The organism is Nocardiopsis changdeensis (genome assembly GCF_018316655.1).
Lineage (GTDB): Bacteria > Actinomycetota > Actinomycetes > Streptosporangiales > Streptosporangiaceae > Nocardiopsis > Nocardiopsis changdeensis.
The window spans coordinates 1,317,777-1,339,185 of the sequence record NZ_CP074133.1 but is presented as its reverse complement, the minus strand read 5'-3'; the positions used below and the strand labels follow the sequence as shown (position 1 = coordinate 1,339,185).

Annotated in this window: 17 protein-coding genes; 6 read left to right on the top strand and 11 right to left on the bottom strand. The window is 73.3% G+C overall.

The window, feature by feature from the left end; genetic code table 11:
* Positions 1-93: 93 nt before the first annotated feature.
* From KGD84_RS06245 to KGD84_RS06225, 5 genes are all read right to left on the bottom strand, one after another.
* Complete coding sequence (locus KGD84_RS06245) at positions 94-1,806, bottom strand: ABC transporter substrate-binding protein (RefSeq protein WP_220565166.1); 1,713 nt, start codon at positions 1,804-1,806, stop codon at positions 94-96.
* Between the two features lie 393 nt (positions 1,807-2,199).
* Positions 2,200-3,219: a LacI family DNA-binding transcriptional regulator gene (locus tag KGD84_RS06240; RefSeq protein ID WP_220565164.1), complete on the bottom strand. Its 1,020-nt coding sequence runs from the start codon at positions 3,217-3,219 to the stop codon at positions 2,200-2,202.
* Between the two features lie 107 nt (positions 3,220-3,326).
* Positions 3,327-4,208: an Fpg/Nei family DNA glycosylase gene (locus KGD84_RS06235; protein ID WP_220565162.1), complete on the bottom strand. Its 882-nt coding sequence runs from the start codon at positions 4,206-4,208 to the stop codon at positions 3,327-3,329.
* Between the two features lie 65 nt (positions 4,209-4,273).
* Positions 4,274-7,294, bottom strand: a complete 3,021-nt coding sequence (locus KGD84_RS06230) for a DNA helicase (protein ID WP_220565161.1) — start codon at positions 7,292-7,294, stop codon at positions 4,274-4,276.
* A gap of 112 nt (positions 7,295-7,406) precedes the next feature.
* Positions 7,407-8,852, bottom strand: coding sequence for a PucR family transcriptional regulator (locus KGD84_RS06225; RefSeq protein WP_220565160.1), 1,446 nt, complete (start codon positions 8,850-8,852; stop codon positions 7,407-7,409).
* 173 nt (positions 8,853-9,025) lie between these two features.
* On the opposite strand from KGD84_RS06225, the gene gabT reads away from it, so the two are divergent.
* Positions 9,026-10,360 carry a 4-aminobutyrate--2-oxoglutarate transaminase gene (gene gabT / locus KGD84_RS06220; protein WP_220565158.1) on the top strand — a complete coding sequence of 445 codons (1,335 nt, stop codon included), beginning with the start codon at positions 9,026-9,028 and terminating at the stop codon, positions 10,358-10,360.
* A gap of 73 nt (positions 10,361-10,433) precedes the next feature.
* On the opposite strand, the gene KGD84_RS06215 is transcribed toward gabT, so the two are convergent.
* Entirely contained in the window at positions 10,434-10,922 is a 489-nt protein-coding gene (locus KGD84_RS06215) for an Lrp/AsnC family transcriptional regulator (RefSeq protein ID WP_220565157.1), read from the bottom strand.
* Between the two features lie 124 nt (positions 10,923-11,046).
* Complete coding sequence (locus KGD84_RS06210) at positions 11,047-12,654, bottom strand: PucR family transcriptional regulator (protein WP_220565155.1); 1,608 nt, start codon at positions 12,652-12,654, stop codon at positions 11,047-11,049.
* 192 nt (positions 12,655-12,846) lie between these two features.
* Between KGD84_RS06210 and KGD84_RS06205 the strand changes: the two genes are divergently transcribed.
* Positions 12,847-14,133, top strand: a complete 1,287-nt coding sequence (locus KGD84_RS06205; RefSeq protein WP_220565153.1) for an aspartate aminotransferase family protein — start codon at positions 12,847-12,849, stop codon at positions 14,131-14,133.
* A 21-nt stretch (positions 14,134-14,154) separates the two neighbouring features.
* A complete protein-coding gene (locus KGD84_RS06200) occupies positions 14,155-15,663 on the top strand; it encodes a CoA-acylating methylmalonate-semialdehyde dehydrogenase (RefSeq protein ID WP_220565152.1) in 1,509 nt (502 codons plus the stop codon).
* Positions 15,664-15,938: 275 nt separating this feature from the next.
* On the opposite strand, the gene KGD84_RS06195 is transcribed toward KGD84_RS06200, so the two are convergent.
* Positions 15,939-16,184 carry a hypothetical protein gene (locus tag KGD84_RS06195; RefSeq protein ID WP_220565150.1) on the bottom strand — a complete coding sequence of 82 codons (246 nt, stop codon included), beginning with the start codon at positions 16,182-16,184 and terminating at the stop codon, positions 15,939-15,941.
* Between the two features lie 247 nt (positions 16,185-16,431).
* Positions 16,432-17,235 carry a carbon-nitrogen hydrolase family protein gene (locus KGD84_RS06190; protein ID WP_220565148.1) on the bottom strand — a complete coding sequence of 268 codons (804 nt, stop codon included), beginning with the start codon at positions 17,233-17,235 and terminating at the stop codon, positions 16,432-16,434.
* An 85-nt stretch (positions 17,236-17,320) separates the two neighbouring features.
* Here KGD84_RS06190 and KGD84_RS06185 point away from each other — a divergent pair, with 85 nt between their 5' ends.
* The 3 genes from KGD84_RS06185 to KGD84_RS06175 are packed head-to-tail and all read left to right on the top strand — an operon-like array spanning position 17,321 to position 20,541.
* Complete coding sequence (locus KGD84_RS06185) at positions 17,321-17,971, top strand: TetR/AcrR family transcriptional regulator (RefSeq protein ID WP_220565146.1); 651 nt, start codon at positions 17,321-17,323, stop codon at positions 17,969-17,971.
* Between the two features lie 51 nt (positions 17,972-18,022).
* Positions 18,023-18,946, top strand: coding sequence for an ABC transporter ATP-binding protein (locus KGD84_RS06180; RefSeq protein WP_220565145.1), 924 nt, complete (start codon positions 18,023-18,025; stop codon positions 18,944-18,946).
* Positions 18,943-20,541, top strand: a complete 1,599-nt coding sequence (locus tag KGD84_RS06175) for an ABC transporter permease (protein ID WP_220565144.1) — start codon at positions 18,943-18,945, stop codon at positions 20,539-20,541. The genes KGD84_RS06180 and KGD84_RS06175 overlap by 4 nt, the downstream gene beginning before the upstream one ends.
* Before the next feature lie 21 nt (positions 20,542-20,562).
* Here the strand turns inward: KGD84_RS06175 and KGD84_RS06170 are convergent, their stop codons facing one another.
* Both KGD84_RS06170 and KGD84_RS06165 read right to left on the bottom strand, forming a co-directional pair.
* Positions 20,563-20,871 (bottom strand): hypothetical protein, encoded by a 309-nt coding sequence (locus tag KGD84_RS06170; RefSeq protein WP_220565142.1) that lies wholly within the window; start codon positions 20,869-20,871, stop codon positions 20,563-20,565.
* A 67-nt stretch (positions 20,872-20,938) separates the two neighbouring features.
* Positions 20,939-21,409 carry a YqaA family protein gene (locus tag KGD84_RS06165; RefSeq protein ID WP_220565141.1) on the bottom strand — a complete coding sequence of 157 codons (471 nt, stop codon included), beginning with the start codon at positions 21,407-21,409 and terminating at the stop codon, positions 20,939-20,941.

Below are 21,409 nucleotides of genomic sequence, written 5' to 3'. Positions count from 1 at the left end.
TCCCGGTCGGGCTTTCGCGCCGCTCCCGGCCGGGACCGGGCGGTCGGCGGGACTCGGGAGGAGGGGTGCTCCGGCCCGCCGACCGTGGTGCGGCTACTCGCCGGCCGGCTCGATGGTGGCCAGGGTGGTGATGGCGCCGAGCTGCCACCAGCCGTTCCAGAGGGTCGCGGCGCTCTTCGGCGCGCCCTCGGCCTCACTCGGCCAGTTCGTCCAGTACGTGTTGTTGGCCTGCGACCACATGCCGTTGTACCAGAGCGGGATGGCCGGGAGCTCGGCCAGCTGGATCTCCTGGATCTGCGAGGTGATCTCGGCCGCGGCCTCGACGTCGTCCGCGGGGACGGCGGCGAGCTGCTCGACCAGGGACCACACCTCCTCGTTCTCGTAACGGCCGAAGTTGACCGTCGTCTGCTGCTCGTTGATGGGCAGCTGGAAGAGGTAGTCGTAGTAGGTCCAGGGGGTGTTGCTCGCCTGGCGCTCGTTGTTGATGATCAGGTCGAACTCACCGGAGTTGCGGTTGTCCACCAGCAGGTCGAACTCGGGGGTCTGCGCCTCGATGTTGATGCCGACGGCCTGGGCGTTCGCCGCGATGACGTTGGACGCCTCCATCCAGTCGGTCCAGCCGGCCGGGACCTCCAGGGTGAGGGCGATGGGGTCGCCGTCCGGGGTCTCGACGAAGCCGTCGCCGTCCTGGTCCTGGTAGCCCGCGTCCTCGAGGATGGCCACCGCCTCGTCGGCGTCGTAGGAGAAGCCCTCCTCCTCGACCAGCTCGTGATCGATGTAGTCGTCCCAGAGCGGGAGCAGACCGGTGGGGTTGGCGGCCTCGACCAGGTTGGAGTACGGGCCCTCGATGATCTGCTGCATGTCGATCGAGTGGGCCAGCGCCTGTCGGAACGCGGGGTCGTTCAGCGGTTCCTTGGTGGTGTTGGGCACCAGCCAGGCGGTGTTGGCGGGCTGCATGTACGGCGGACCGTCGTAGAAGCTGGTGATGGTCTCGTTGCCGTTGATGATCTGGTCGATGCCCGGCAGGAAGTTGTTCGACAGGTCGACCTGGCCCTGCTGGAGCATGCCCAGGGTGACGTCGTTGGAGGCGTTGACGAGGTCGACGATGTAGCGGGGCTTCATCTCGTAGTCGAGCGCCGCGGTGCCCCACCAGTCGTCGTTGCGCTCCCAGACCAGGCGCTCGTCGGTGTGCGACTCGTAGACGTAGGGACCGGTGCCGACCGGGTCCTCGTTCACGTCGCTCATGATCTGCTCTTCGGTCTTCTCGCCCCAGATGTGCTCGGGGGCGATGGGGTGCGAGTAAACCCAGTTCATCCACTCCTGCGGGCGGCTCTCGCTGAACGTGACGCGGACGGTCTGCGCGTCCACGGCCTCCACGCTCTCGATGAAGTTCCACAGGTTGCTGAAGGGGACGGACCCGAACTGACCGATCTCCAGTGTGGAGACCACGTCGGCGGAGTCGAAGGCCTCGCCGTCCGTCCAGGTGATGCCCTCGCGCAGGACGATCTCGTGGACGTTCTCCTCGGGCCAGCTGTCGCTCTCGGCCAGCCAGGGGACGTACTCGCTGGTGTTCGGGTCGAAGAGGAAGAGCGGCTCGTAGGCCAGCCCCACCGTGCCGACCGCGTACTGGCCCTGCATGAAGGGGTTCCAGTTGGCGGGCGGGCCCCACGCGGTCCCGGTGGTGTACAGCGTCTCGTTCCGCGGGTACTCGCCGGAACCTTCTCCGTTTCCGCCGCCGCCACCCGCGCAGGCCGTGACCGCGAGGGTCAGTGCCGCGAGTGCCGCCGGAAGCCGAAGAGATCTCATCTCGACTCCTCCTTCTTCCACCCGGTCGGCCGCTCGTGGGGGGGAACTTCCCTCTCCGGGGCCCGAAGAGGTGGGAGCGCTCCCAATCAGGGGCGCGGAGACAGGCCGTTGCTGAACCGGGTAAGTGACGTTAACAACAACACGCCGACGGGAAGGGCGTCAATGGGCGTCACTCCGCTGTTATTCGCTTGTAACAGCACAGATGTGGGCAAGTCAGCCAGCCGACAACCGTCGAACCGGTTCACCATCGGGCTTCTCCCCTCGTGTGCGTTGTGACGCAGCGCACGGCTTGCGCGTAGTTTTCCACAGTGAATGATGTTTTGGTAGCGCTCCCATGAGGCTCGGGAGGCATGCCGGAGGTGCTCGTTCGGCCGACGCCTGCGCACCGGTCGCTCAGCCCGCCATGGGGCCCGTGCTGCCGCGCGGCTGGAGCTCCCCCGGAACCGTCTCGCGGCTGCCCACGGGGCCGCCCTCGACCGCCTCGGCGAGCATCCGCGCGACCTCCCGGCCCGCGGCGACCACGTCCCGGGCGACCGCGGTCAGGGAGGGGTGCACCACCTGGCACAGCACCGAGTCGTCCCAGGCCACGATGGACAGCTGCCCCGGGACGTCGACCCCCATCTCGCGGGCCACGCCCAGGCCGGCCACCGCCATGAGGTCGTTGTCGTAGACCAGCGCGGTGGGCCGGTCGGCGCGCGCCAGCAGGCGGCGGGTCGTGCGGGCGCCCGACTCCCCCGTGTAGTCGGAGTGGACCGTGACCGCCCCCGGCAGCCCCGCCTCCGCGGCGGCCTCCTCGAAGGCACGGGTCCGGTCCCTGGTGTGCACGAAGTCGTCCGGCCCCGCCACCCGGACCACCCGCCGGTGCCCCAGGGCGGCCAGGTAGTGCACGACCTCCCGGACGGAGGAGGCGTCGTCGGTGTACAGGCACGGCAGGGAGCCCGCCCCGCCGGGCCCGCCCAGGACGACCGCGGGCAGCGGCACCTCGTCGACCAGCGCGATCCTCGGGTCGTCGACCCGCAGGTCGACGATGATCACCCCGTCCACACGGCGCTCGGCGAACCAGCGCCGGTAGACGCCCTCCTCCGCCTTCCGGTCGTCGGTGACCTGGAGCAGCAGGTCCGTGCCCGCGACCGCGAGCTCCGCCTCGATGCCCGAGACCAACTGCATGAAGAACGGCTCGACCCCCAGGAAGCGGGCGGGCCGGTCGATGACCAGCCCGAACGCGCCCACCCGGCCGCCGGGCGACAGGGCGCGCGCCGTGCTGCTGGGCGCCCAGCCCAGGTCGTGGGCGATCGCCAGGATGCGCTCGCGGGTCTCCTGGGAGACCCCGGGCCGGCCGTTGAGGGCGTAGGAGACCGCCCCCTTGGACACCCCCGCGGCCTTGGCGATGTCCATGATGGTCGGCCGTCGCATCAAACCCCCCACACGTCCCCCTGAACTCGAGTCCTGAACCGGTTAAGCGGCGATGTGGGATTGTACTGCACGCTCCGTGAGCGTTCGCCGGGGAGGGGGACCGGGTCTCACGCGGGCTGACAGCCCGGGCACCAGTAGAGCGTTCGTCCGGCCAGCTCGGCCGAGGCGATCGGGGATCCGCACACCCGGCAGGGTTCGCCGGTGCGGTAGCAGACGTACAGGGTGTCCGGCCGGGGCACCGGGAGCGCGCCGGGGTCGGGCCGGTGCTCGGGTCGGGTCGTGATGATGTAGCCGTCGCGGACGCCGTCCCGGAGCAGCCCGGCCAGGTCGTCCCAGAGGGCGTCCCACTGCCGCCGGGTGAGGTCGCGGCCGGGGGTCATCGGGTCCAGGCCCGCGCGGAACAGGGACTCGGCGCGGTAGATGTTGCCGATCCCGGCGATGACCTCCTGCCGCATGAGCAGGGCGGCGATGCTCGTCCGGGAGCGGGAGACCGCACGCCAGGCGCGTTCGGGGTCGGCGTCGGGGCGCAGCGGGTCGGGCCCCAGACGCTCCTGGACCGCCAGCTTCTCCTCCTCGGTGACGACCTCGCAGGCCGAGGGGCCGCGCAGGTCGGCCCAGCCGGAGGCGTTGACCAGCCGGGCCCGGACGGTGCCGGTCGGCGCGGGCGGCACGACGAACCCGTCCGCGTCGCGGACCAGGTCGGTCCGGCCGGCCCCGGCGGCGCGGGGCGCGCCCAGGTGGCGCTCGCCGTCGGCGTCGCCGAAGGTCCACGCGCCGTACAGGCCCAGGTGGACCCGCAGCCACTCCCCCGAGTCGAAGCCCAGGAACAGGTGCTTGCCGTGCGCCTCGCCGGTGGTCAGGACCCGGCCGTCGATCCGGGCCGCCCCGTCGGCGAAGCGGCCCTGGGGGCTGGAGGCCCGCACGGCGCCGCCGCCGAAGGTCTTGTCGAAGTGCGCCGCCAACCGGTGCAGAGTGTGGCCCTCGGGCACCCGATCCCCCTTGCCTCCCTGAGCACGGCGGGGCCTCGTCCCCGCCGCGTCCAGGGTAGTGCGGGTCAGCGGGCCTCGAGGATCTCCCGGACGAGGCGGTCGGGGTCGGCGAGGCAGCGCCAGGCGGGGACCACCACGACGGGGTCGCCGGTGATGCGGTTGAGGGCGTCGCCGCGGGCCATGAGCCGGCGCAGCCCGCGGCCGTCGGGTTCGCGGTCCAGGAGGATGAGCAGGCGCCGGGCTCCGAAGCGGACCACGAGGTCGGCGGTCCAGCCCTCCACGGTCTGCTGGACGCCGACGCGGGTGCCCGCCTCCCGGAGCCGGTCCACCAGGGCCCGGCAGGCGCCGTCCGGGGTGTTCTCGGGTACGGCGACCAGTTCGGCGAGCGGGCCGTCGCCGGCCTCCCAGTGGGAGCGGTCGCCGACGACCACGAGCCGCTGCCCGGTGCGGGTGAGCACCGCGGCCCACAGGTGTCCCATGCGGCGCACGCGGCGCTCGATGATCGCGGGGGCGCCCCTGGCGAGCAGCGGCGAGAGGACGGTGATGTCCGCGCGGTCGAGGTCGCCGCCGAGCAGGTCGGGTCCGCCGACCACGACGCGGTGGCGGAAGGCCCGCGGCCGCAGCAGGCGGCGCAGCAGCGCCACCTGGGGCTGGGTCGGCGCGACCACGGCGATGGTGCGCCCGAGCGGCAGGTGCTCGTCGATCTCGTCGACGACCACGGCGGCGCGGTAGGCCTCCTCCCGGTTGATGTAGGACAGGCCGGGGGCGGCCTCGCAGACGCCCGCGACGTCGCGCCATTCGAAGGCCGGGCCGCCGCCCGGGTCGGGCGCGGTGGACACCGACACCCGCCCTCCGTAGCAGTGGCGCGAGGCGGTCTCGGCGAGCAGGGGCGGCGCCCCGGAGTGCTCGTCCAGCCACAGGATCCCGCCGGCGGCGCGCTCGGCCGCGCGCAGCGCCGACCCGGTCCCGTGGCGCAGGCCCCGCTCGTCCAGCCGGTCGGCGGCGAGCCCGGCGGCGGCCAGGGCGCGGCGCTCCTCGTCGGGTTCCAGCGCGCTGGCCGGGCCGGGGTGCGCCGGGTCGCCCACGACCAGGGCCCGGGCCGCCCGGTGCAGGGCGGGCAGCAGCTCGCAGACCCGGGTCCGCTCCGCGCCCAGCACCACGACCAGGTCGAACAGGCCCGCGCGCGGGGGCAGGGCGCGGACCTGGTCGGTGCGGCACGTCCAGGCGGGCAGCACCTCGATCAGCCCCTCCATACCGGGCCAGCCCGGGCCGTGGTGCCAGTTGAGGGTCTCCAGCCGGTTCTCCAGGGCGGGTCTGCCCCGCCACAGCCGGGGTTCGACGGCGGCGGCCAGGCAGTCGGCACCGGCGCGGCGGTGCTCCTCCCGGGCCCGGGCCAGCCGCTCCGTCAGCTCGCCCAGGGGCGCGTGCCGGGTGCGCCGGTCCAGGGCGGCGCGCCAGCGGCTCTCCAGGCGGGCGGTCGCGCACAGCCGGGCGAGGGTCTCGGGGTCGGTGTCCAGGCCCAGTTCGCGGCGGATGGCGGAGCGGTGCTGGAAGGCGCCCAGGCCGCCGGCGAAGGCGCGTTCGGCCCGCGGCAGCCAGTACTCCGGGCCGCCGCGCTCGGGGGTGAACAGCCGGTCGGGGTCCCAGCCGGCGGCGATGCCCAGTTCGCGCTCCAGGGCCAGGTGGGCGAGCTCGTACCCGCCCGCGGCCATGCCGTCCATCTCGTCCCAGACGGCGCGGACCACGGACCAGTGGCGGGCCAGGTCGGCGCGGTGGGCGGCGGGGTCCTCGTGGCGGGGAGGGGCACCGCCGTGGTCGGCGAGCAGGCGCCCGATGAGGCGCGCCTCGGCGGCCCGGTGCTCCTTGCCGCCGACCCGCATGACCGGGTGGCCGCCCTCGGCCCGGCGCAGGACCTCGCGGATGTCGTGCTCGGTGCGCCCGCACACCAGGACCCGCAGGCCGGAGCCGACGGCGGTGCGGACCACGGCGTCGACGAGGTCGTGGACGCCGGTGCCGGGCGGGGCCGCCACGGCGGTGAGCCGGTCGGCCATGGCCGCGCACAGCGCGGCGTACCGGGCCTGGTCCAGGGGCGAGGCGCTGATCGGGACGGGGTCGGCGCCGTGCCCGCCGGGGTCGCGCCCGTCCTCGGCCCGGGCGCCGCGGGCGGGGTCCGGTTCCGGCCCGGCGGCGCCGCCGGGCCCCCGCAGCAGGGCCTGGAGGGCGGTGTCCCCGATGGCCCCGGGGTCGATGCCGTCCCGTTCGGTGGGATCGAGGTCGGCCAGCACCGCCTCCACGGTGCCCGGTTCGGGCACCCGGTCGCCGGGGCGGGCCCCGGGACCGGCCCGGAACAGGACGGCGACGTTGTGGGCGCCGTCGACGGGGTCGCGGGGCGCGTCCCGGGTGGCCGCCGGGTCGATGTCGTCGACCCGCTCGATCTCCAGGCGGGAGAGCAGGGTGCGCACCTTGACGGCCAGGTCGGCGACGGCCGCGGGGTAGGGGCCGCGGGCGCCGGAGCGCAGCCGGGTCCGCAGCTCGAAGAGGTCCTCGGGGTCGGTGGCGCCCAGCCGCTCCAGCAGCGCGGCGTTGACGTCGGGCGGGCCGATCGCGCGGATCCGGGGGGCGTCGGGGAACGCGGGGTCCTCGACCGCCTGGACGTCCACGGTGAGCAGGGGCAGGGCGGCCCGGTCGGCTCCCTCGCCGAGGATGACGAGGGGGTAGCCGTAGCGCAGGGCCTGCCCGTGCCGGGCGGCCAGGCGCACGACCCGGGCGGCCGCGGCCCCGGCCGGGACGCGGTCGCCGCCGCCGCTGAACAGTGTCTCGGCGCCTCCGGGCAGGCAGGCGCAGGTGTCGCCGTCGAGGTGGCCCAGCAGGACCGTGTGGGTGTGCACGGCCTCGCGGCGCAGGCAGGCGCGCAGGTAGCCCAGCAGGGCGCGGGGGTCGGTGTCCTCGGCGGCGGGCGGCTTCCAGTGCGGGGACGCCCCGCCCGTCCCCTGCCTGCGGATCCGGATGACCGCCGGCCGCCGCCCGGAGGGGACCGGTGTCCCGAGGTCGCCGATCTCCTGCTCATCGTCCCGTAGTGATCTCACGTCCGCCCCCGGCGTCGATCCGGTGATCATTCGATTACACACCGCTGTCAACGCCCATTGTCGTGGATAACGCGGGCCGAGGCCCCCCGAACGCCGGAACCCGTACCGACTTTCAGGCGCGGCCGCCGTGCAGGCGCAGGGCCATCCACAGCTCGGCGCGCACGTCGGGGTCGTCGAGGTCGACCGGAAGCAGGTCGCGGATGCGGCGCATCCGGTAGCGCAGGGTGTGCCGGTGCACGCCCAGGGCGTCGGCCGCGGCGTCCCAGCGCCCGGAGGCCGCCAGGTACGCGCGCAGGGAGGCGAGCAGTTCGGCGCCGGAGCGCTCCGCCAGCAGCGGGGCGAGCAGTTCCTCGGCCATCCGGACCCCGGCGGGGGTGTCGGCCAGGCCCAGCAGGCCGCCGGGCAGTTCGGCGGCCCGCACCGGCTCCCCGCCCCGGGAGCGGGCCGCCTCGCGGGCGCGCTCGGCCTGGGCCAGGGCGACGGCGAGCCCGGTGTAGTCGGCCGGTTCGCTGATCCCGACGGGACCGTCGAGCAGGTCGGCGAGGGCCGCGGCCGGGGTGTCGGCCGAGGCCAGCAGCACGGCCCGGCCCTCGTGTCCGGCGACGAGGACGCCGTGCGGGGGGTGGGCGCCCTGGACCCCGTCCGCGGCGGCGACCACCACCGGGGCGGGAGGGAGCACCGCGACCAGCCGCTCGGCGCCGGGGTGGGCCGGGTCCAGGGCGCCGGTGAGGAGGGCGGCGAGCACCCCCTCGCCCATGCGGGCGATGTCGCCGTGGGCGTCCCGCTCCAGTTCCAGGGACAGCAGGGAGACGGCGGCGTTGACCAGGGTCCGCTGCTCGGGCCCCAGCGGCCCGCCGGTGCCCACGGCCAGGAACCCGCGGACCCGGCGGCCGGTGGCCAGCGGCTGGGCCCAGATACGGTCGCCGCCCGCCGTGACCGCCACGCTGGCGCGCGGCCCCGCGGTCTTGAGCCGCTCCAGCTCCCCGGCCAGGTCCTGCGGGCGCAGGGCCGCCCCGGCGGGGGCCGTGTGGCGCGGGGAGCCGTCGGCCGCCATCAGCAGCACGCGGGCGCCCAGGTCCCGGGCGAGCCGGTCGACGACGGCCTCGGCCCCGGTCAGGGCGGCGCGGGTGAGGTCGCGCTGGGCGGTGAAGGCGCGGCTGAGGCCCTCGTACTCCTCCTTGGCCAGGACCCGGGAGACCTCCTTGCCGATGGCGATGAAGGGGGTCCGGCGGGCGACCTCCAACAGGACGACGCCGAACTCGGCGGCCGCCTCCCGCAGCTCCTCCGGGGTCCGCTCCAGGGCCACGCCCACGCCGAACCCGAGACCGGCGATGTCGCGCCGGGCCAGCCTGCGCACGTATTCGCGCAGGTCCGGCCGGGAGTCGGCCCAGCGGACGCCGGTGGTGAGCAGCAGTTCGCCCCCGGCCAGGTAGGGGGTGGGGTCGGTGAGCTCGCTGACCGCGACCCACCCCACCGTGCGCTCCAGCCCCTCGTCGCCGGTGAGCGGGCTCAGCCCAAGGGAGGGCGTCCGCACCAGTCCGCCCAGGGTCGGTGGCATCGGGCCTCCACTCGTCGTGCTCGGCGGCCTCTGCCGCATTGGCGCAGGGGCCTGCGTCGATTATCCACGGTGTCCATGTCCGCCGGCCCGGACGCGGCCTAGTGTCATGCGGGTCGGGGCCGTGCGGCCCCGTCCCGTTCCACACCCCGTGTCGCACTGAAGGAGGCAGACGCATGGCCGTGACCGAGGTCGCCCAGTCCCGCCGGGTCGTCACCGAGATCCCCGGTCCCAAGTCCCGTGAGCTCCAGGAGCGCCGTGTCGCGGCCGTCGCCAAGGGCGTCGGCAGCGTGCTGCCCGTCTACGTGACCCGGGCCGGCGGCGGGATCGTCGAGGACGTCGACGGCAACGCCCTCATCGACTTCGGCTCGGGCATCGCCGTGACCAACGTCGGCAACGCCGACCCGCGCGTGGTGGAGCGCTCCGCCGAGCAGCTGGGCCGGTTCACGCACACGTGTTTCATGGTCAACCCGTACGAGGCGTACGTGGACGTGTGCGAGGCCCTCAACCGGATCACCCCCGGCGACCACGAGAAGCGCTCGATCCTGCTGAACTCCGGCGCCGAGGCCGTCGAGAACGCGGTGAAGATCGCCCGCAGCGCCACCGGGCGCCAGGCCGTCGTGGTGTTCGACCACGCCTACCACGGCCGCACCAACCTCACCATGGGCCTGACCGCCAAGAACATGCCCTACAAGCAGGGCTTCGGACCGTTCGCGGGCGAGATCCACCGCATGCCCATGGCCTACGCCTACCGCTGGCCCACCGGCCCGGAGAACTGCGGCCCCGAGGCCGCCGCCATGGTCATCGACCAGATCACCAAGCAGATCGGCGCGGACAACGTCGCCGCCGTGGTGATCGAGCCGATCCAGGGCGAGGGCGGCTTCATCGAGCCCGCCCCCGGCTTCCTGCCCGCCGTGGTGGAGTTCTGCCGCGCCAACGGGATCGTGTTCGTCGCCGACGAGGTGCAGACCGGCTTCGCGCGCACCGGGCAGATGTTCGCCTGCGAGCACGAGGGCATCGTCCCGGACCTCATCACGACCGCCAAGGGCATCGCGGGCGGCCTGCCGCTGGCCGCGGTGACCGGCCGCGCCGAGCTCATGGACGCCGTGCACGGCGGCGGCCTGGGCGGCACCTACGGCGGCAACCCGACCGCCTGCGCCGCCGCGCTGGCGTCGCTGGAGGCCATCGAGTCCGACGACCTGGTCGGGCGCGCCCGCGAGATCGGCGACCTGATGCTGGGCCGGCTGCGCAAGCTGGCCGAGGAGCACCCGGTGATCGGCGACGTGCGCGGCCGCGGCGCGATGATCGCGATCGAGCTGGTCAAGGAGGACAAGACCCCGGACGCGGAGGCGCTGGGCAAGGTCCTGTCGTACTGCCACTCCCAGGGCCTGATCCTGCTGAGCGCGGGCACCTACGGCAACGTGATCCGCATGCTGCCGCCGCTGGTCATCGGCGACGACCTCCTCAACGAGGGCCTGGACATCCTGGCCGAGGCGTTCGCCCGCCTGTAGCCGCGCCCCGCGGGCCTTCCCGGCCCGCACCCCGCGGCCCCTCCACCCCGGGGCACCCGGTGGGCATCGCCCCCTACCGGGTGCCCCAGGCGTAGGTCTGCTTGCGGAGCCTGAGGTACAGGAAGGTCTCGGTGGAGACCACCGAGTCGACGGCGCGCATGGCCGCCAGGATCTCCAGCAGGCGGGCGTCGTCCTCGGCGACGACCTCGACCAGCAGGTCGAAGGAGCCCGCCGTGATGACGACGTACTCCACCCCGGGGATCTCGGAGATCACGTCGGCGGCGGTGTTGAGGTCGCCGTCGGTGCGCACGCCGATCATGGCCTGGCGGTGGAAGCCGAGCATCATGGGGTCGGTGACCCCCACGACCTGGACCACCCCGGACTCCAGCAGGCGCTGGACGCGCTGGCGCACGGCGGCCTCGGACAGGCCCACGGCCTTGCCGATGGCGGCGTAGGACCGGCGGCCGTCCTCCTGGAGCACCTCGATGATGCGTTTGGCGGTCTCGTCCAGGACGATGCCGTTGCCCCTGCGCTGGGGGGCGGGGTCCGACTGGCCGTTCACATGGCCCTCCGTGAATCCAACGTATTTTGTGCGTATGAACGCCGGATTTCATCGACATCTGGCGTCCGTACAACGGATTCCAAGGTTACTGCACGGTCATTCGAATGACGAAGACCCCGGCCGGTCAAAGCTGGCCGTCGCGCACCGAATCCAGTGACAGCAGGGCCACGTGCAGGGACAGGCAGGTCTCGACCGAGTCCAGGTCGGCGTCGAGCACGTTGGAGATCCTGCGCAGCCGATCGTAGAACGCGGGCCGGGACAGGTGCGCGTTGCCCGCCGCCAGCGCCTTGTTGCGCCCCGCCGCCAGGTAGTGGCGGAGCATGTCGGTGAGGTCCGAGCCGTGCCGGGCGTCGTGGTCCAGCAGCGGGCCCAGCTCGCGCTCCACGTAGGTCTGCAGCCGCTCGTCGTCGCGGAACAGGTGCAGCAGCCCGCGCAGGTGCAGGTCGGGCAGGCGGTAGAAGGGCCGCCGGTCGCTCTGGCGGACCGCCACGTCGCCCACCTGGCGCGCCTCCAGGAAGGAGCGGCGCACCTCGCGGATGTCGTCCGAGGTGGAGCCGACCGCGAGCACCGCGGCGTCGCCGACGGTCACCGCCAGCCGGTCGGCGAGCATGTGCAGGGTGGCGTCGACGCGCCGCCGGGGCGGCAGCGCCAGCAGGACGCCGACCCGCAGGTCGTCCAGGGAGCCCACCAGCGCGGGCAGCCGCAGCTCGCGGCAGGCGCGGGCGGCGCCCTCCGCGGTGTCGGACAGGCGGGCCTGCGCGGCCAGGCCGGTCCCGTTCTCCCGCAGGCGCAGCACCAGGCCCAGCAGTTCGCGGTTGTTGAGGGGGACGCCCACGGCCCGGGCCCGCACCAGGGCCTCCTCGGGGTCGGAGTAGGCGCGGTCGATGATGCCCGCGATGATCGTGCGGTGGGTCTGGCGCTCCAGGCTCTCCTGGTGGCGTTCGAGCAGCCGGCCCAGCGCCAGCGTGGTGGCCGCCCGCTCGATGAGCATGCTCTGGCGGGGGGTGGGGTTGGCCCCGGCGATGAGGATGAGCCGCCCCCAGTCCTGCCCGCGCGCGCCGACCGTGGTGACCAGCCAGCCGGTGGCCGGGGCGTGGACGGTGCGCGTGCCCGACCGCACGGCTCGCGAGCGGCTCTCCCAGGAGGTGAGCAGGGTCCCGGGGTCCTCGCCGTTGAGGTCGCAGGCCAGGACCTGGTGGGAGAGGTTCTCCAGGACCACCGGACAGCCGGACAGCTGGGTGATCTCGTGCAGGATGCGGTCGGTGTCGGCGCCCTCCACCGACAGTCGGGTGAAGACCGAGTGGAGCTTCTCGGACTCGCGCAGCTCCTCCAGCTGCTCGTTGACGACCCGGATGTGCACGGCCTCGGTGATCTCCACGAACCGGGCCTCCCGGTCCAGCAGGATCACCGGGACCCCGGCCTCGCGGGCGGCGTCCAGGAACGGCCCCGGCAGCTCGGCGTGGTACTTGCGGCCCAGCTCGACGGCGATGCCGCTGACGCCGACGGCCGCGAGATCGTCGATGTAGCGCTTGAGCGCGTGGGGGTCGTCGGGCATGGCGATGCCGGTGCTGAGCACGAGCTCGCCGCCGCGCAGCAGGTGCGCCAGGTCGGTGACCTCGGCGATGTGGACCCAGCGCACGGGCACGTCCAGGTGCTCGGAGCCGACCACGACGCGGGGGCGGGCGCGCTGGAGCGCGGGGAGGCGCAGGACCTCGGCAAGGGTGGGAAGCACGTTCGCATTCTAGGACACAGTGTCAGAAGCCGACCGGGTCCGCCTGACACTGTGCACCCCCTTTCGCGGCCCTGCGGCACGGAACCCGCGGTGAGCAGGGGATGCGGCCTCCTTACAGGTCGTAAATCCGGCCTGCATGTTGTCAACACGGTGGTTCTGGCCACGGCGGCGGTCCGCGGAGAGACTGGGGGCATGTCCGAACTTCTCTCGCGCCACCGCGCGGTCATGCCCTCCTGGCTGCCCCTGTACTACGAGTCCCCGCTGGAGATCGTGTCCGGCAGCGGCTCCCGCGTCACCGACGCGGACGGCCGCACCTACCTGGACTTCTTCACCGGCATCGTGACCAACATGCTCGGCTACGACGTGGCCGAGGTGCGCGAGGCCGTGGAGCGGCAGATCGCCAAGGGCGTCGTGCACACCTCCACGCTGTACCTGATCCGCTCCCAGGTCGAGCTCGCCGAGAAGATCGCCCGCCTGTCGGGCATCCCCGACGCCAAGGTGTTCTTCACCAACTCCGGCACCGAGGCCAACGAGACCGCCCTGCTGCTGGCCACCTGCGCCCGCGGCAGCGACGAGGTGCTGGCCGTGCGCGGCAGCTACCACGGGCGCTCCTACGGCACCATCGCCGTCACCGGCAACCGCGGCTGGAAGAACTCCTCGCTGTCCCCGCTCAACGTGCACTACCTGCACGGCACCGACCACGCCTCCCCGGTGTTCCGCGGCATGTCGGAGAAGGAGTACACCGAGGCCTGCGTCGCCGACCTGCGCGACGTCCTGGATACCGCCGCACCGAACGTGGCCTGTCTGATCGCCGAGCCGATCCAGGGCGTGGGCGGGTTCAACATGCCGCCGGACGGGCTGTACGCCGCCTACAAGGAGGTGCTGGACGAGCACGGGATCCTGTTCGTCTCCGACGAGGTGCAGACCGGCTGGGGCCGCACCGGCACCAGTTTCTTCGGCATCGGGAACCACGGGGTCACCCCGGACATGATGACCTTCGCCAAGGGCCTGGGCAACGGCTTCGCCGTCGGCGGCGTCGTGGCGCGCGGCGACCTCATGGACGGCCTGTCGGCGCTGGGCGTGGCCACCTTCGGCGGGAACCCGGTGTCGATGGCGGCCGCCGGGGCCACCCTGGACTACGTGTTGGAGCACGACCTCCAGGGCAACGCGCTGCGGCAGGGCTCGCTCATCATCGAGGGCCTGCGGCCGCTGACCGAACTGGCGTCGGTGGCGGACGTGCGCGGCAAGGGCCTGATGTTCGCCGTCGAGATGGCGGACCCGCGCACCGGCGGCCCCTCCTCGGCCCTGGCCGGCCGGGTGCTGGAGGCCGCCCGCGAGCGGGGCCTGCTGGTGGGCAAGGGCGGCGTGCACGGCAACGTGCTGCGCATGGCCCCGCCGCTGACCCTGTCCGCCGAGGACGCCGCCCAGGGGCGCGACCTGCTGCTGGACGCCGTCCGCGCGGTCGACGCCCAGGCCTGACACGACCCGAGGAGACCAGACATGGGCAAGCACGTCACCCACTGGATCGGCGGACGCCGCTACCAGGGCCCGGCCGAGCGCCAGGGCGACATCTACAACCCGGCGACGGGCGCGGTCACCGGCACCGTCGACTTCGCGGGCCCCGAGGAGGTGGACGCGGCGGTGGCCGCGGCCCGGGCGGCGTTCCCGGGCTGGCGGGACACGTCGCTGTCGCGGCGGGTACAGATCCTGTTCCGGTTCCGGGAGCTGCTCAACGCCAACAGGGACGAGCTGGCCGCGGCGATCAGCGCCGAGCACGGCAAGGTGTTCTCCGACGCGCAGGGCGAGGTGGCCCGCGGCCTGGAGGTCGTGGACTTCGCCTGCGGCATCCCCCACCTGCTCAAGGGCGGCTACTCCGAGAACGTGTCCACCGGCGTGGACTCCTACTCCATCCTCCAGCCGCTGGGCGTGGTCGCGGGCATCACCCCGTTCAACTTCCCGGCCATGGTGCCGATGTGGATGTTCCCGGTGGCGATCGCCTGCGGCAACGCGTTCGTGCTCAAGCCCAGCGAGAAGGACCCCTCGGCGTCGCTGCTCATCGCCGGGCTGTGGGAGGAGGCCGGGCTGCCCGAGGGCGTGTTCAGCGTGGTCCAGGGCGACAAGGTCGCCGTGGACGCGCTCCTGGAGCACCCCGACGTGGCGGCGGTGAGCTTCGTGGGCTCCACCCCGATCGCCCGGTACATCTACCGGACGGCCGCCGAGCACGGCAAGCGGGTGCAGGCGCTGGGCGGGGCCAAGAACCACATGGTGGTGCTGCCCGACGCCGACCTGGACCTGGCCGCCGACCAGGCGGTGTCGGCCGGGTTCGGCTCGGCCGGGGAACGCTGCATGGCCATCTCCGCGGTGGTCGCGGTGGACCCGGTGGGCGACGAGCTGGTCGCCCGGATCAAGGAGCGGATCTCCCGGCTGCGGGTGGGCCCCGGCGACGACGAGCGCAGCGAGATGGGCCCGCTGGTCACCCGCGAGCACCGCGACAAGGTCGCCTCCTACCTGGAGTCGGGGGTGCGCGAGGGCGCGACGCTGGCCGTCGACGGCCGGGTGCACCCGGTCCTGGGCGGCGGGGAGGACGGGTTCTGGCTGGGGCCGACGCTGCTCGACCACGTGGGCCCGGAGATGTCCTGCTACCGCGACGAGATCTTCGGCCCGGTCCTGAGCGTGCTGCGGGCGGACGACTACGACTCCGCGGTGAAGCTGGTCAACGACAACCCCTACGGCAACGGGACGGCGATCTTCACCAACGACGGCGGGGCGGCCCGGCGGTTCCAGAACGAGGTCGAGGTGGGGATGGTCGGCGTCAACGTGCCGATCCCGGTGCCGATGGCCTACTACTCGTTCGGCGGGTGGAAGCAGTCGCTGTTCGGCGACTCGCACGCGCACGGCACCGAGGGGGTGCACTTCTACACCCGCACCAAGGCGGTCACCGCCCGGTGGACCGACCCGGGCGCGCGCCCGTCCGGCGGTGTGGACCTCGGGTTCCCCACCAACGGCTGACGGGTCCCCCGTCGGCGAATGACAACGGACATTCCCGACTGTCAGCAGTTCAGGGAAATACCGGACGGATACGTCCCACCGACGGTCGCGGCGGGCGACTCGGAGTATCGTGGTTGTCGCCCGCCCCTCACGGGGCGTGGCCGACGGCCTGATCACGGGACCATTCCGGGAAAGGCGCGCTCAACTTCCCCTCCTCCCCATGGAAGCGGGTGCGCCGGCGGGAGCGCTCCGGGTCCTTCTCTCCCCCTTGGACCCGGAGCGCGACCGTGTTCTGCTCAGCGGGCGGCGAACACCCGGGTGTCGGCGGCGACCGGCGATCCGGCGCCGACGAGCTCCGCGCAGTCACCACAACCGAACACCGGCATCCCGTCCGGCAGGACGCCCAGGGCGGTCCGCGGCCGGGGCCATCGCGTGTGGCAGACGGCGCAGGCATCCCCCGTGCACTGCTCCGCGCTCAGCGATTCCGGGTCGTACACGTATCCGTCGGATACGGCGTCGGCCTCCGCATCCGATACGCACATCGTGCTCGTTCCGCGCAATGTCCCTGCTCCCCCCGTGGTTTAGGACAGTCTGGCGGGCCGATAGTTACCGGCTCTTTATTCAATCAGAGGCACTCGGCACCTGGAAGGGTCCGTCCCCATCTAAATCACTCCGTGCAGGTAGATCATAGCTCTAAGTAACCAAGCCTGGGAAGACCCCGCCTGAAATCTGAGCGATCAGCGGATTTGTCGGACATCCAGGAGGTGGACTACCCCCGATCACATCGAATCAGTCTCGGGGCACCACCACAAAACGGCGCATCGCCAACGCGGGGTTGGTCGTACGGACCTCGTCCACCCGTGAGGCCGAAACCTCGGCGACGGCCACCTCGAAGCCCTGCTCCCCCAGCGCCGCGATCGGCGTCCCCATCGGGTCGACCACCATGCTGTTGCCCGCCCCCGTGGGCGCGGACTGCCCGGCGGCGGCGACGTACACGGTGTTCTCCACCGCCCGGGCGCGCGCCAGCGTCCGCCAGTGCTCCTCCTTGAGCGGTCCGGGCACCCACTGGGCGGCCAGCAGCACCACGTGCGCCCCGGCGTCCGCGATCCGCCGGGTCACCTCGGGGAAGCGCAGGTCGTAGCAGGTCTGCAGGCCGAAGGTCACGCCCTCGACGGTGAAGGTCTCCGGCTCCTCGACGGGCCCGGGCGCGACCACGTCGGACTCCCTGACGCCGAACGCGTCGTACAGGTGGATCTTGCGGTAGAGCGCGACCCGTTCGCCCCGCGGCGACAGGGCCACCAGCGTGTTGGAGAAGTGCGTGCCCCCGGCGGTCTCCTCGTTGACGCCCAGCACCAGGTGGACGCCCTCCCGGCGGGCGGTGTCGGCGGCGGCCGCGACGAACGGCCCGTCCAGGGGCTCGGCCGCCTCGACGTAGCGGCCGTCGGTGCGGGACGCGGTGAACATCGTGTACTCGGGCAGCAGCACCACCCGCGCCCCCAGGGCCGCGGCCCGCGCGGCCAGCCTCCCCACCGAGCGCAGGTTCTCCGCCTTGTCCTGGGCGGGGGCGAACTGGGCGACAGCGACCTGCACCATCGGATCCTCCTCGTCGACGCGGGTGGGCACGAGTGTACGGCCACCCCCTTGCCAGCGGACTGAACGCGTGTTTAACCTATTGAACATGAGTTCAGCCGCTGCCTCCGACCTCACCGCGCGCGCCCGCATCCGCGACGCCGCCCTCGAATACTTCGGAAGGCACGGCTTCAAGGTGACGATCCGGGCCATCGCCGAGAAGGCGGGGGTCTCCCCCGGCCTGGTCATGCACCACTTCGGGTCCAAGGACGGACTGCGCAGGGCCTGCGACGACCACGTCTTCGAGGTCGTGCACAAGGTCAAGAGGGAGTCGGTGACCTCCGACCCCTCGGTCGCCCTCCAGTACGTGGCGCACGTCGAGGAGTTCGCCCCCCTGCTGGCCTACGCGGTCCGCTCCTTCCAGGAGGGCGGCGCCGCCGGCCTGGCCCTGTACGAGCGCATCGTCGAGGACGTCCAGGGCTACCTCGCCGCGGGCGAGGCCGCCGGGACGATCCGGCCCAGCCGCGACCGGGCCAAGCGCGCCCGGTGGCTGGCCGAGAGCTCCATGGGCTCCCTCCTCGTAGCGCTGTCCGCCCGACCCGACCCCGACGACATCGACTTCCCACTGTTCCTGCGGGAATGGATGGAGGAGCACATGCTCCCGGTACTGGAGCTGTACACCGAAGGTCTCTACACCGACCGGCAGATGCTCGACGCCTACCTGCTGTACGTCTGCGACCCGCCCGAGGGCGCGCGCTGACGCACCAGGCCCCCGGGCACCCCCGTCGGAAGAGAGAAGAGACCACCCGCCATGTCCTCACCCGTCATCGACGCGCGCGGCGTCGACAAGTACTTCGGCCGGTTCCAGGCCCTCAACGGCCTGGACCTCACCGTGGAGGCCGGCAGGGTCGCCGGGTTCCTCGGCCCCAACGGCTCCGGCAAGTCCACGACCATCCGCGTCCTGCTCGGCCTGCTCAAGGCCGACGCCGGCACCGTCCGCATGCTGGGCGGCGACCCCTGGAAGGACGCCGTCTCCCTGCACAGGAGGCTGGCCTACGTCCCCGGCGACGTCACCCTGTGGCCCAACCTGACCGGCGGCCAGGCCATCGACCTGCTCGGGCGGCTGCGCGGCGGCCTGCACCGGGCCCGCCGCGAGGAGCTGCTGGCCCGGTTCGAACTGGACCCCACCAAGAAGGCGCGCACCTACTCCAAGGGCAACCGGCAGAAGGTCGCCCTGGTCGCCGCCCTCGCCTCCGACGCCGAGCTGCTCATCCTGGACGAGCCGACCTCCGGACTGGACCCGCTGATGGAGGCGGTGTTCACCGGGTGCGTGCTGGAGGCCAAGGAGCAGGGGCGCACGGTCCTGCTGTCCAGCCACATCCTGTCCGAGGTCGAGAAGCTCTGCGACACCGTCACCATCATCCGCCAGGGCAGGGCCGTGGAGTCGGGGACCCTGGAGGACCTGCGCCACCTGACCCGGTCCTCCGTGCGCGCCACCGTCTCCGGCGACCCCTCAGCGCTGGCCGGGCTGGCCGGGGTGCACAACGCGGAGGTCGACGGCGACCGGATCTCCATGGACGTGGACAACGACCACCTCGACACCGTCATGCGGGCGGTGACCGGCCTGGGGGTCCGCTCCCTCGTGAGCAACCCGCCCTCCCTGGAGGAGCTGTTCCTGCGCCACTACGGCGACGAGCTGGCCGCCCTCAACGGCGACAGGGGGAGCGCGGCATGAGCGCCCTCACCGGGACCGGGACCCTGACCCGGTTCATCCTGCGCCGCGACCGCATCCGGATGTCGGTGTGGGTGGTCGCCCTGGTGGGCACGGTCGGCCTGACCGTCCCCACCCTGGACGAGGCCTTCGCCACCGAAGCCCAGCGCCAGGCCCGGGCGGCGCTCATGGACACGCCCACCGGGATCCTCTTCGGCGGCCCGGGCTTCGGGCTGGACGACTACACGCTCGGCGCCATGGTGGTCAACGAGCTGACCATGAGCCTGCTCATCGCCATGGCGATCATGAGCATCCTGCACGTGGTCCGGCACACCCGGGCCGAGGAGGAGAGCGGCCGCGCCGAGCTGCTGCGGGCCGGGGTCCTGGGCAGCGGCGCCCAGATGACGGCGGCGCTGCTCACCGTCGCCCTGCTGAACCTGCTCATCGGCGGGCTGACCGGGGCGATCATGGCCGGCTACGGGCTGGACGCCGTCGACTCCCTGGTCTACGGGCTGGGGCTGGGGCTGGCCGGCCTCACCTTCGGCGCCGTCACCGCGGTGTGCGCCCAGCTCACCGAGCACGCGCGGGCCGCCTCCGGGACGGCCTTCCTCGTCACCGGGCTGCTCTTCATGGCCCGCGTGGTCGGCGACCTGGCCGAGCGCGGGGGCGGGCCCTCCTCCTGGGCCTCCCCGTTCGCCTGGGTGCAGCAGACCCGGGTGTTCGACGACCTGCGGTGGTGGCCGCTGGCCCTGTACCCGCTGGCGATCCTGGCCCTGTTCGGCGCCGCCTACGCCCTGGCGGGGCGCCGGGACCTGGGCGCGGGCCTGGTCCCGCCCCGCCCCGGTCCGGCCGCGGCGGGCCCGCTGCTCAACGGCGTCCTCGCCCTGCACCTGCGCCAGCAGCGGGGGTCGATCATCGCCTGGAGCGCCGCGACCTTCCTGTTCTCGATCTCCTTCGGCACGCTGGCCACCGAGGTCGAGGGGATGCTCGACTCCAACCCCGAGCTGATGGCCCTGCTCGGCTCCGCCGCCGAGGACGTGACCGCGGGCTTCCTCGGCGTCATGTCGGGCTACGTGATCATGGCGGCCGCCGCCCAGGGCATCCTGTCGGTCCTGCGCGCGCGCAGCGAGGAGTCGGCGGGCCGCGCCGAACTCGTCCTGGCCACGGCGGTGGGGCGGATCCGCTGGTACGGCGCCGCCCTGGCGGTGGGCGTCCTGTCCACGGGTCTGCTCGTGGTCCTGGGCGGGCTCGGCATCGGCATCGGAGCGCTCAGCGCCACGGACGACGCCTCCTGGATCGGCACGATGCTGGAGTCGGCGCTGTCGCAGGCGCCGGTGGCGCTGGCGTTCGTCGCGGCCACCGCGCTGTTCGTCGGGGCGGCCCCGCGCCTGATGCCGCTGGTGTGGCTGTGGCTGGGGTACAGCGTCTTCACCACCATGCTCGGCGCCCTGCTGGGGATGCCCGACTGGGCGCTGGACCTCAGCGCGTTCGGGATGCTGCCGCAGCCGCCGATGGAGGAGTTCGAGGCGGCACCGGTCGTGATCGCCTCCGCCGCGGTCGCGGCCGCCCTGGCCCTGGCGCTGGCGGGCTTCCGCCGCCGCGACCTGGAGACCGCCTGACCGTCGCCGCCCCCGGGGGCCTCAGTCCCCGGGGGCGGCGCGGCGCGCGCCGGCGGCGAGGCCGCGGGCGTGGAACAGGGCGGCCGCCAGGACCCCCGCCGCACCGCACGCCAGCGGCACGAGCGGGGACGGGGCGCCGTCCAGCCGGGTCAGCGCATAGACGATGCCGGACGCCGCGACGAGCTGCACCCAGCCGCCGAGGACGTTGGGGACCGGCCCGTCGCCGAACACGTTGGGGTACGAGCGGCCGGTGATCCCCGTGACGAAGTGCGGGAGGCCGTTGCCGAGCAGGAGTCCGGCCAGCAGGCCGAGGAGGAGGGAGGGCAGCATGGGGCGCCTCTCGGATCGGGGGTACCGCACCCGATCCTAGGGATCCCGGAGCCCGGCCGGGAAGGGGTCAGGGGAGGAAGGACAGCGCCCAGGCGGGGGCCAGGACGATGATGAGGAAGCGGGCGGTGCGGGTCGCGAAGGTGACGGCCGAGAACAGCACGATGTTCATCCGCACCACGCCCGCCAGGACGGAGACCACCATGAACGGCGGGATGCTCGCGAACGAGCTGAGCGCCAGCAGGCCCACCCCCCAGGCGGGGCGCTCCTCGGCCCTGCTCCGCCAGCGGGCGGCCCGCTCGGTCCACTTGCCCGGCGTCTCGGTGCGCCTGCGCAGCCAGGGCGCGGAGAGCGTCCCCTTGCCCGCGTAGTAGTAGGGCAGCTTGCCCAGGGTCTGCCCCAGGCCGGCGGCGACCGCCATGGCCACCAGGGCGCCGTCGCCGTTCACGGCCACGGCGCCCAGCAGGTAGACCTCGATGTTGAGGACCGGGACCAGTCCCGCCGCGAGGGCGATGACGAAGGCCAGTCCGGTCTCGACCAC